Here is an 11,792-nt window from a genome sequence, read left to right on the forward strand (position 1 = left end):
ATTTACTGAAAATTCTTTATTATAGAAGAGAGGCATAGAGAAAAAAGGAGGATGATTATTATGAAGAGGGAAGAATTATTAGCACCGCCGTCTTATAACTTAGTTGCAGAGATAGAGAAATATACACATGACGAGCAGAAGCTTGCTTTAATTTGGCAGGATGATGAAGGAAATAGACGTGAGGTTACATACCGTGAATTGATAAAAGGAGCGAATAAAATTGGAAACGCTTTTATAAAGAGTGGCTTGCAAAAAGGGGACAAGCTTCTTATTATGATGCCACGCTTAGTTGAAGCATATATGACGTATATTGCCGCAATTAAAGCGGGGTTTGTAGTCATTCCAAGTTCAGAAATGCTTCGCAAAAAAGATATTGAATATCGCATTCAGCATGGAGAAGTAAAAGCAATTGTCAGTCATGAACCGTATATTCAGCAATTTGAAGATATAGAGATGATGGAGTCTCTTCAAAAATTCGTATTGAGCGATCAGTCAGTAGATGGCTGGATCAATTTAAAAGACGCACTAGAAATAGAGAGTGACGAATTAGAAATGGCTAAGACAGACCGAGAAGATATGGTCTTCTTATCTTACACATCAGGAACGACAGGAAATCCAAAGGGTGTCGTTCATACACATGCCTGGGGCTACGCGCATTTACGTACAAGCGCTCCAAATTGGCTCGGAATAGAAGAGAATGATGTTGTATGGGCAACGGCTAGTCCAGGCTGGCAAAAATGGATTTGGAGCCCGTTTTTAGCAACGCTTGGTTCAGGAGCGACAGGGTTTGTGTATCACGGTAAATTCGAACCGAAAACATATTTGCAGTTATTAGATGATAATAAGGTGAATGTGCTTTGTTGTACGCCGACAGAATATCGCTTAATGGCAAAAGTAGAGAACCTGCAGCAGTATAATTTAACAGCTTTACATAGTGCTGTATCAGCGGGAGAGCCGTTAAACCGAGAAGTAATAGAAACATTCCAAAATCATTTTAATGTGACAGTTAGAGATGGCTATGGTCAAACAGAAAATACATTACTTGTTGGCGTAATGAAAGGAATGGAGATTAGGCCAGGATCTATGGGAAAACCAACGCCAGGTAATCATGTCGACATTGTAAATGAAGAAGGACAACCTGTATCTGTTGGAGAAGTAGGAGATATTGCTGTTCATATTGAAACACCAGCACTCTTTAAACAATATTATAAAGATGATGAGCGGACAGCGATGCAATTCCGTGGTGATTATTATATTACAGGCGATAAAGCGACAAAGGATGAAGATGGCTATTTTTGGTTTGAGGGCCGCGGTGATGATATTATCATTAGCTCGGGTTACACAATTGGACCATTTGAAGTCGAAGATGCGCTTGTGAAACATCCTTATGTAAGAGAATGTGCGGTTGTTGCAAGTCCTGATGAAATTCGCGGAAGTGTCGTGAAGGCTTTTATCGTATTAAGAGAGAATATACAAGAGAAACAAGAAATATTAATTCCTATACTCCAAGAACACGTCAAAAAACTTACTGCACCATATAAATATCCTCGTAAAATTGAATTTGTAGATGAACTACCAAAAACGATTTCCGGAAAAATTCGCCGTGTTGAACTTAGAAAACAAGAAATGGAATTAGGGTTAAAGTAAAAAAAGAATGAAATTAGATTGTTGCATATGCATGTAAGATTATGATATCATCTAATGGAACGTACGTTCTGTTTTAGGTATGAGATGATTACCGAAAAAATTTAAAAAAAGAGGTGCCTTTTATGATTTTAGGTATTAACCCGTATTTAGTTTTGGATGGTAATGGACAAGAAGCGGTGAAGTTTTATGAACATGCATTAGATGCAAAAGTTGAAATCATGCAAACGTTTGGAGAAATGCCTGAAACTCCAGAGTTCACTGTTCCGGATGAAGTAAAAGACCGCGTTTTACATGCGCATTTAAAAGTTGGGAATACGGATCTTATGATTTCAGATACATTCCCAGGTAAAGAATATGAAATTGGATCGCAAGTAACAATAGCAATCAGATTAAGTGATGCAGAAAAAGCAAAAGAAGTATTTGGAAAATTACAAGACGGCGGTCAAGTCATCATGCCAATTCAAGAAACTTTCTGGAGCTCGGCATATGGACAGGTAAAAGATAAATTTAACGTAGAATGGCAAGTGTCAACAATCTCAGCGAATCAAAATTAATGTTTGGAAAAGCACCATGTGATGTAAAATGGTGCTTTTTTTCTATGCTTCAATTTCGTAGACTAAAAAGAAAAGGGGATGAAAGTATGGGGGGAATTTGGCACGGCGGGCATATTTACACAATGAATGAAGAGAAAGAAAAAGTTGAAGCTATTTATGTAGAAAATGGAATAATTCTCGATACAGGAAACAAAGAGGATTTGGAGAGTCGGTATCAGGCTGAGGAGATCCATCATTTAGAGGGAAGAATAATGATTCCAGGTCTTGTTGATAGTCATATGCACCTCATTGGACATGGGGAACGACTGCTACGTTTAGACTTATCTGCTTGTACGTCTTATAAGAAAATGCTGCAGCTTGTCACGCAGCGAGTAGAGGATGTGCCAGAGGGTACATGGGTGATTGGCGAAGGTTGGAACGAAAATAATTTTACAGATATAAAAAGCGTCCATGTCCGTGATTTAGATGCGATTTCGAAAGAACATCCGATTTTATTAAAACGTGTTTGTCGTCACGTGACATGGGTAAATTCTTATATACTAGAAAAGGCAAATATCACATGGGACATGCCAGATCCAAAAGGTGGAAAGATTGGCCGGGATTCATCAGGTGAACTGACAGGACTTTTATATGAACAAGCGCAAGATTTAATCAAGCACGTTCAGCCGGAAATCAATGAAGCGTATTTACAAAGGGCGCTGCAAACAGCGATTCAAGATTGTTGGAAATATGGCCTAGTAGGAGGACATACAGAAGACTTAAATTATTATGGCGGCTTTCAAAAAACATACAATGCATTTTCACACATAATAAAGGGAATGCCATTTAAAGCACATTTACTTGTTCATCATGAAGTAGCACATGAACGGAAAAATTATGAGAACGAGCATTATATTGAATTTGGTGCAATGAAAATCTTTTCAGATGGTTCGTTTGGTGGACGAACTGCGCTACTAAGTGAGCCATATGAAGATGCGAAGGAAACAAATGGCGTAGCAATCTTTTCTCAGGAAGAACTGGCTGAACTAGTGAGAAAAGCACGTAATTTACATATGCCGGTCGCGATTCATACAATTGGTGACCTGTCTCTTGAATATGTGATTGATGCACTAGAGTTATACCCACCGGCAGAGGGGCTACGCGATCGTATTATTCACTGCCAGCTGGCACGCGAAGAATTAATTGAACGGATGAAGCCCTTGCCGGTCATCATTGATATTCAGCCTGTATTTGTCTCATCTGATTTTCCATCAGTGATTGAAAAGTTAGGAGAGTATCGTCTTCGGTATGCGTATGCTTGGAAAACGTTACTCGATGCTGAATTGCATTGCGCAGGTGGATCAGATGCACCAATTGAACAAGTAAATCCGTTTTTAGGAATATATAGTGCGGTAACGCGGAGAAGCTTTATTGATGGGGCATGTTACATACCTGAAGAGAAGTTATCTATATTTGAAGCTGTCTCTTTATTTACAACTGGAAGCGCCTATACGATTGGAAAAGAAAACAAACGTGGTAAAATTGTAAAAGGATATGAAGCGGATTTTACAATTATAGATCGCGACATATTTGAAGTTGAAGCAGAGGAAATAAAAGATATACAAGCTGTGGCAACTGTAATAGATGGTCAAATTGTATACCAAAAATAATATCAGCGGTTCGCTAATACACGACGTGTGAATCACAAAAAAACGAGTGCCAGAAAATCTTTTGGCACTCGTTTTTTGCTGTTTATAAAAACGTTCTCTTTACTTTTTCCCAGAACGAATTATTTTTTAGTTTTACTGTTTTAATTTGTTTATCGCTTAAACGTACAACGGCTTTTTCAACTTGTTTAATGCTAAGTGCTTCGTTATCCATGCCGATAACAGGATAATCATTACCGTCTGGAGCAAGTTTTAACGTTAATGTACGTTCATGGTTTAAAATAAACGGTGATCCAAGTGTACGGTATGTGTTGTTATTTAAAGAAGCAAGTTCGCTTATTTGGAAGCATGGGATGAGTGGATCGACAACCGCGCCATGCAATGATTTATTATAAGCTGTACTTCCAGTCGGGGTAGAGATAACTAAGCCGTCCCCTCTAAATGTTTCAAAATATAAATTATCAACATGCACATCTACTACAAATGTTTTAATGATGCTAGAGCGTAAAGAAAACTCATTTAAACAATAGAAAGATGTTCCATGATCAACATCTATTTGAATTGTTGGGTATTTACGCACTTCAATTTCATTTTGTGTAATTTCTTGAAGGGCTGTATTGACGTGGTCAATATGGAAATCACAGTAGAAAGAAATTTCATCTTTCGTAGAAACACCTGCATATAAGCAATCTTCTCTAAAGCCTGTTTTACGAACGGCTTGTAGGAAGGTTCCATCATCTCCAACACTGACGATAGCGTTTGCATTTTTTGGGTGACCTAATATGGTAAATCCATTTTCCTCTAAAATACGATATATTGGCTTCATTTTTTCAACAAGCGTTGCTTTGTCATCACCATAAAAGAAAAATAAATTGCGACGATCTGCCATTGTGTATCCCTCCATTGCAGTCAAATTTAGCGTTGTGCCTCAGTAGAAAAAAACTGATGGTATGCTCAAATACTATATTTCGATATAAAATGTCAAAATCCCTCTTTATTTTTAGAAAAATTTTTATATTCAATTTTATCACTTCTTGTTTAATCCTGATTGAACCTGTCGATAATGGATGTGGAGTGAAAGGATGGTACGAATGAAGTGGCTTGTAATTGGAATTGGAATTCTTCTCTTGCTCATTTTACTTATACTATTGTCGAGGCTATCACTTAAAGTGACGTTTTTATATTCAGAAATGGAGAAGCAATGTTTATTTCAAGTGAAAATATGGATGATTCACTATACGTTTGATATTTTAGAAAGAATTGAAAAACAGCAAAAAAAAATCGGACAAAAAATTGAAAAGGCAGAAGAAGATGGAGGGATTGAGAATAAAATTATGGCGCAGCTTGATAGTATCGGGGAACTGATAAAAAAGCTACAAGAGATCCATACTATCATTAAAGATTTTCTTAAAAAAGTGAAAATCAATAGGTGGAAATGGCATTCACAAATTGGAACTGGGGATGCAGCTAGCACCGGAATTGTCACTGGATATGCATGGGGGACAAAAGGAATGGTCGCTGGGGTCTTGGGGCAATATACGCATGTGATTGATATACCCGAGTTTGAAATTACACCTGTGTTTCAAGGGAAAGGATTTGCATCGAAAGGCGAATTAACAGCATCCTTTCGGATATATCGTGCTACAGTGGCAGGAGTAAAAATACTGTGGTTTATGAGAAAACAAAGATCTAGTGCAGTTGAAAAATCTGCACAAGCATAGGGGGATAAAATGGATCATCCAATTCAAGGTTTAATGACAACTGCAATGCAGCATTTAAAGCAAATGACAGATGTAAATACAATTATCGGCGATCCAATTAAAGCAGCGGATGGAAGCGTCATTTTAACAGTTTCTAAAGTGAGCTTTGGATTTGCTGCTGGCGGGAGCGAATTTGGAAGAATAGATAGCTCGGGCCGTCATCCATTTGGTGGAGGGAGTGGTGGAGGAGTTTCCATTAACCCAGTTGCCTTTCTTGTTATAAATGGAGATGGAGTGAAAGTTTTACATTTAGATAAACAAACACATGTGATTGATAAAATCATTGAGTTAGCACCACAAGCTGTTGATAAAGTGAAAGAAATGATGGAGAAGCAAAAAGGTGATGAACCAGAATTTGAAATCTAACAGCGAAAAAGAAGCTAATCGATTGGTTAGCTTCTTTATTTTTTTTTGTAAATAAAGCGATTTTATTTGCATTCTGAATAGGGACAAACTATCATTTACAGTGTACATATTTTGTTTAAATAAGGGAGGATTTTTAAGTGGCAAATGTAACTTTTAAAGGTAACCCAATTACTTTAGTTGGAACAGAAGTTAAAGTTGGCGATCAAGCGCCAAACTTCCAAGTGTTAGCAAACGACTTATCTCCAGTAAGTTTAGAAACATACAAAGGTGAAGTGAAATTAATTAGTGTTGTACCATCTATCGACACAGGTGTATGTGATGCACAAACTCGTCGTTTTAACCAAGATGCAGCTGGTATTGAAAACACAAAAGTATTAACAATTAGTGTGGATCTACCATTTGCTCAAAAACGCTGGTGTGCAGCAAACGGCTTAGAAAACGTAGCAACACTTTCTGACCACCGTGACCTTTCATTCGGTGAAGCTTATGGCGTAGTAATGAAAGAGCTTCGTTTACTTGCTCGTGCGGTATTCGTAGTAGACAGCAACGACAAAGTAGTTTACGTAGAGTACGTAAGCGAAGGTACAAGCCATCCAAATTACGAAGCAGCATTAGAAGCAGCAAAAGCGGCGAAGTAATGTAAATGAAGGCGACCTCTATGTAAGAGGTCGTTTTTTCTCATATGGTGTCGAACACCGATATATTGAAAAAAGCAATGGTATATGAGAAAAAACAGTCGATATATGAGAAAAAACGCCGATATAATCTTCCATCTGAAAAGGGAGCTCTAAAAAAGAGGTCGCTTTTTCTTTTGGCAAAAAATTAGAATGTCCAATTGGTGAGGCTAATAATCAGTAAGGATGAAGAAACCTTCCCACTGATTAAAGTTTCACTTTATGGTATGATATAAGTTATGTGTAATTGACTGAAGGAGGAATATGCGTGAGTCAGACCGTAGAAACATTATTTTCTATTTTTGATTCTTCTACCGTAATTTTACGTAAAGAATTGGATGTAACATATTTAGAAGCGCTTGTGGAAACAGGAGATAATTTGTTTGAAGGAGCGATTCTGCAAGAGGGATTATCTGAATCAACAATTGAACGGTTGAATCGTGAATATAGTAAGTTTAATGAAGAAAAATATAAAGGCGAGGAAATTCGCAAAGCATTTCAACTTGCCATTCTAAAAGGAATGAAAGAGGGCGTGCAAGCCAATCACGAAATGACGCCTGATGCAGTTGGAATGTTTATGAGCTACTTATTCCATAAATTTATGAAAGATCAAAAAGAAATCGTCGTTTTAGATCCTGCTATTGGGACAGGGAACTTAATGACGACAATTTTTAATGGTGCTCAAGAAGGTACAACAATAAGTGGATTTGGTGTAGAAGTGGATGATTTACTTGTTAGACTTGCTTTAGTAAATGCAAATTTACAAAAGCGAGCAATCGAGTTCTTCAATCAAGATGGATTAGCACCGCTTTATATTGACCCAGTAGATGCAGTTGTTTGTGATTTACCAATTGGTTTTTACCCAAACGAAATAGGTGCAAGTGAATATACTTTAAAAGCAGATGAAGGAATGTCTTATGCACATCACTTATTTATTGAACAAAGTGTGAAGCATACTAAAGAAGGTGGCTATTTATTCTTCTTAGTACCAAACTTCATCTTTGAAAGTGATCAAGCTCCAAAGTTACATGCATTTATTAAAGAAACAAGTTTTATTCAAGGGCTATTACAGCTTCCTGTTTCCATGTTTAAAAACGAGAAAAATGCAAAAAGTATATTTGTTCTCCAAAAGAAAGGTCCAAATGTAACGATGCCAAAGCAAGCGTTACTAGTGGAATTACCTAAGTTTTCCAATATGAAAGCTATGGAGAACATTATGGACCAATTAAATAATTGGTTTGCAACACATAAATCATAATGTGTGTAACAGACGTGTATTTAGATATAGTACAGTTTTATATTGTGCGTAATAATTTTTAATATATACAAGATAAAACTGAATTTTTTTGAAATCTGTAATATATATTTTTTCTTGGTGTTACAATTTTTTCACTTGAAATATATGTCGTACGATGTTTAAATTAAACTCGTGAGTATAAAATTTGCTTGGAATGAAACGTTTTCATTTTTAGTGAATTTAATCAGATAAAATCGAGCGGTTTGTGGTTTCATCCACATAACTACCAAGAGAAAAAGGGGCGAAAGACTAGATGTCAAAAATCATCGCGATTAATGCAGGAAGTTCTTCCTTGAAGTTTCAATTATTTGAAATGCCAAGTGAGAAAGTATTAACAAAAGGTTTAGTAGAACGTATCGGTTTAGAAGACAGTATTTTCACAATTACTGTGAACGGTGAGAAACAAAAAGAAGTTACAAATATTCCAGATCACGCAGTAGCAGTTAATATGCTTCTTAATAAATTAACTGAAAATGGAATCGTAAAATCTCTTGATGAAATTAGTGGTATCGGTCACCGCGTTGTACACGGCGGCGAAAAATTTGCTGACTCTGTTTTAATTACAGACCAAGTATTAGCAGATATCGAAGATTTAAGCGATTTAGCACCACTTCATAACCCAGCAAATATTGTTGGTATTAAAGCGTTCCAAGAAGTACTTCCAAACGTACCAGCGGTAGCAGTATTTGATACAGCATTCCACCAAACAATGCCGGAATCTGCGTATCTTTACAGCTTACCATATGAATACTATGAGAAATACGGCATCCGTAAATACGGTTTCCACGGAACTTCTCATAAATATGTAACAGAGCGTGCGGCTGAATTATTAGGTCGTCCACTTGAAAGCTTACGCTTACTTTCTTGTCACTTAGGTAACGGTGCAAGTATCGCAGCTGTAGAAGGCGGAAAATCTATCGATACTTCTATGGGCTTCACTCCACTTGCTGGTGTAACAATGGGTACACGTTCTGGTAACCTTGACCCTGCGTTAATTCCATACATCATGGAAAAAACAGGACAATCTGTAGAAGAAGTTCTGAACGTATTAAACAAGAAAAGTGGTATGCTAGGTCTTTCTGGATTCTCTAGTGACTTACGTGACATCGAACAAGCGGAAGAAGAAGGAAACCACCGTGCAGAAGTAGCGTTAGAGGTATTCGTAGAGCGTATTCATAAATATATTGGTTCTTATGCAGCTCGTATGAAAGGTGTAGACGCAATCATCTTTACAGCTGGTATTGGAGAAAACAGTGCTCTAATTCGTGAGCGTGTATTAGAAGGCCTTGAGTTTATGGGCGTATACTTCGATCCAAAACGTAACGACATTCGTGGCGAAGAAGCATTCATCAGCTTCCCTCACTCTCCAGTAAAAATTATCGTAATTCCAACTGACGAAGAAGTTATGATTGCTCGTGACGTATTACGTCTTGGAGACATTGGTTAATATATGAAGAAAGACGGGATCCTATAGGATTCCGTCTTTTATTTTTACTGAGAGAAAATGAATGAGTCCATTTGGATACTCCAAATGTTTTCGCGCATGGATACACAAACATACCTCCCGTATATTGAATAAATATATGTTTATCCTATCAGATTTACAAAGAAAAACCGGAAATATGTTACAATAGAAAAAAATTGAGCGAGGTGGTTGTTACGATGCGATCAAAGCGAGAACAAGCCATTTTACAAGAGGTTAAAAATTGGGAAGAACAATTGTTAGAACAGGAGTCTACCGATTTCCAAAAAGTATTTGATAAGTGGTTGCATACTTCAATTGCAAAAATTCCAGAGAAAAAGCGAAAGGAATTTTTTGCGAAAGCAGATGGATGGTTATTCCATCTCCATGCATTGATTCAAAGCTCACAATCACAGCTTGATGCGCGAAATCGTATTTTAGGAACAGCGCGGTTATTTGATGAATCGATTGAACAGTTGGAAGAATTGAAAGCATTATCCATTGATCAATTAACATATATAGCAGAGCAACAGACAGCAAAGCATCGGTTATATTCTTTCGTGCAGGGAGGAGCAACTGGGGTAGGTGGTTTGTTATTATTGACTGCCGATTTCCCTGTTATGATTACTTTAAATGTGAAGGCAGTTCAGCTTATTGCAACGTCGTTTGGTCATGACGTGAACAAGCCTTATGAAATGATGCTTGCTTTAAAAGTATTCCATGCGGCCCTGTTGCCAGCAAGACTCCAGCAATATGCTTGGTATAACTTGCTTCAGGAGTTAGAACAAGAAGATGCGTTCTTTTATGAAGGAGAAGAAGAAGTGTTAAAACCAGCTTCTACAGAAGTTGTGTTAAAACAAATTTTGAAAACCTTCTCGATCTATGCGCTTCGTCGCAAATTATTTCAAGGTATTCCTGTGTTAGGGATAGCGATTGGTTCTACGGTGAATTATCGCTTAACGCGGAATGTAACAGAGTTTGCAAACAGGTTCTATCAAGTGCGTTACATATTAGAAAAAGAAAAAAGAGCATAAAGAAAAGCGAGAGGCAAAGGCCTTTCGCTTTTAGTTTGTTGCATGCTTTTTTGACATTGGAATAGATACTGCTTTCTTTTCTGTTTTTGGATAGTAAATTAAATCCAATGTTTTCGCCTGAACGGCAATTGAAAGAATAGTAAAAGCAATTTCTGTCCATGTTAAATAATATAATGAAAGCGCTAGAACAATCGCGTCAAAGACGAAGAAAATTTGCCCAATTGTAAAGCGAGTTTTTTTGCTTAATACAATAGTTAAAATATCGTCTCCACCGGTTGCACCGCCAAATCGCAATATAAAACCGAGTCCAATACCAGCTAGCGCGCCGCCCACTACTGCAGCTATCCATAAATGATTTGATAAATCCACTGTAAATGGAGAATAGTTTTCCATAAGAGAATAAAATACCCCGAATGAAATAGAGCCCATAAATGAATAACCAACCATCTTTTTACCTAAAAATGTAGCACATAATAAAATGACTGGGATATCCATCAATACAGTTGAAATTGACGGTGAAATATCAAAAAAGTACTGGATAAATAGCGCAATCCCTACAAAGCCACCTTCTGTTAAGTGGTTTTGGAAATGAATGTGATACAGTGCTGCTGATAAAATAAATGAACCGATTAAAACCATAAAAATTTCTTTAATAATTTGTCGACTTTGGATGTTCCTCATCGTTATTCCTTCTTTCCGTAGTTAGTAGTCCTTTTTGTGTCGTAAACTAACTACGAGCTCATGTAGCCTTCAGTTAGTTTACGTAAAACTAACTACGCTATATGTCGCTGAAGAAATAACGAATAATCCTCTCGTCCATCAATTCTCCCTACTTTCGTTTTAGTTTAAGTCTAAAAACGACTAAACAAAACTTTGAGTAGGATTTGTTATTTAGCAATCCTGCCCTCTTCTTTGTTTTGTTTAGAAATTACCGATGCGACTTAAACAAAACGCTATGTGTAAGAAGAGTCTTTTCGTTGCCAAATTATCCTTCGGGCAATCATAATTTCCCCACTCTCGTATTTTTTTCGCTAGACTAAAGTATCTGGCTGAAAAAATACGCTACGTGTAAGATTCATCAATTCGATGCCACATGCTCCTTCGAGCGATCATGATATCTAAATCCTTTCTGTAAAAGATTTTATATTATTATATCATACTTTGAAAAAATGTATGTGGATGGAAACCGACAATAACAGAAGAAAAAACTACATAATTTGCAGTTTCATAGCGATTGAATTAGGATTCTTATATATTTTTGTAGAATAGTCTTGTTTGTTCAGGGTTTATAAGTAATAAGTAGGTAGTGCACATGATAGTGACGATTAGTTATGCATAAGGAATAGAGGGTG

11 protein-coding genes are annotated in these 11,792 nt (G+C 36.9%); 9 read left to right on the forward strand and 2 right to left on the reverse strand.

Annotation, left to right across the window (positions count from 1 at the left end; genetic code table 11):
* Window positions 1-60 precede the first annotated feature (60 nt).
* The 3 genes from mbcS to LOK41_RS03200 all read left to right on the forward strand — a co-directional run bounded on the left by mbcS (window position 61) and on the right by LOK41_RS03200 (window position 3,850).
* A complete protein-coding gene (mbcS, locus tag LOK41_RS03190) occupies window positions 61-1,647 on the forward strand; it encodes an acyl-CoA synthetase MbcS (RefSeq protein ID WP_241815201.1) in 1,587 nt (528 codons plus the stop codon).
* A gap of 122 nt (window positions 1,648-1,769) precedes the next feature.
* Window positions 1,770-2,201, forward strand: a complete 432-nt coding sequence (locus tag LOK41_RS03195) for a VOC family protein (protein WP_241815202.1) — start codon at window positions 1,770-1,772, stop codon at window positions 2,199-2,201.
* An 86-nt stretch (window positions 2,202-2,287) separates the two neighbouring features.
* Window positions 2,288-3,850, forward strand: a complete 1,563-nt coding sequence (locus LOK41_RS03200; protein ID WP_241815203.1) for an amidohydrolase — start codon at window positions 2,288-2,290, stop codon at window positions 3,848-3,850.
* Window positions 3,851-3,932: 82 nt separating this feature from the next.
* Here LOK41_RS03200 and LOK41_RS03205 read toward each other — a convergent pair whose 3' ends face one another.
* On the reverse strand, window positions 3,933-4,736 hold the full coding sequence (locus LOK41_RS03205) for an NAD kinase (RefSeq protein ID WP_241815204.1): 804 nt from the start codon (window positions 4,734-4,736) through the stop codon (window positions 3,933-3,935).
* Window positions 4,737-4,929: 193 nt separating this feature from the next.
* Here LOK41_RS03205 and LOK41_RS03210 point away from each other — a divergent pair, with 193 nt between their 5' ends.
* The 6 genes from LOK41_RS03210 to LOK41_RS03235 all read left to right on the forward strand — a co-directional run bounded on the left by LOK41_RS03210 (window position 4,930) and on the right by LOK41_RS03235 (window position 10,440).
* Window positions 4,930-5,568, forward strand: coding sequence for a DUF2953 domain-containing protein (locus LOK41_RS03210; protein ID WP_241815205.1), 639 nt, complete (start codon window positions 4,930-4,932; stop codon window positions 5,566-5,568).
* A gap of 9 nt (window positions 5,569-5,577) precedes the next feature.
* Window positions 5,578-5,973, forward strand: coding sequence for a GerW family sporulation protein (gene ytfJ / locus LOK41_RS03215; RefSeq protein WP_174101726.1), 396 nt, complete (start codon window positions 5,578-5,580; stop codon window positions 5,971-5,973).
* A gap of 137 nt (window positions 5,974-6,110) precedes the next feature.
* Window positions 6,111-6,611, forward strand: a complete 501-nt coding sequence (tpx, locus tag LOK41_RS03220; protein WP_174101724.1) for a thiol peroxidase — start codon at window positions 6,111-6,113, stop codon at window positions 6,609-6,611.
* A 304-nt stretch (window positions 6,612-6,915) separates the two neighbouring features.
* Window positions 6,916-7,905: a class I SAM-dependent methyltransferase gene (locus LOK41_RS03225; RefSeq protein ID WP_241815206.1), complete on the forward strand. Its 990-nt coding sequence runs from the start codon at window positions 6,916-6,918 to the stop codon at window positions 7,903-7,905.
* 292 nt (window positions 7,906-8,197) lie between these two features.
* The gene (locus LOK41_RS03230) at window positions 8,198-9,391 is read left to right on the forward strand and encodes an acetate kinase (protein WP_241815207.1); all 1,194 of its coding nucleotides are present in this window, start codon (window positions 8,198-8,200) and stop codon (window positions 9,389-9,391) included.
* A 215-nt stretch (window positions 9,392-9,606) separates the two neighbouring features.
* Window positions 9,607-10,440 carry an EcsC family protein gene (locus tag LOK41_RS03235; protein ID WP_241815208.1) on the forward strand — a complete coding sequence of 278 codons (834 nt, stop codon included), beginning with the start codon at window positions 9,607-9,609 and terminating at the stop codon, window positions 10,438-10,440.
* A 30-nt stretch (window positions 10,441-10,470) separates the two neighbouring features.
* On the opposite strand, the gene LOK41_RS03240 is transcribed toward LOK41_RS03235, so the two are convergent.
* On the reverse strand, window positions 10,471-11,121 hold the full coding sequence (locus LOK41_RS03240; RefSeq protein ID WP_241815209.1) for a YitT family protein: 651 nt from the start codon (window positions 11,119-11,121) through the stop codon (window positions 10,471-10,473).
* Window positions 11,122-11,792: the final 671 nt, after the last annotated feature.

The organism is Bacillus sp. TL12 (assembly GCF_022625245.1).
Lineage (GTDB): Bacteria > Bacillota > Bacilli > Bacillales > Bacillaceae_G > Bacillus_A.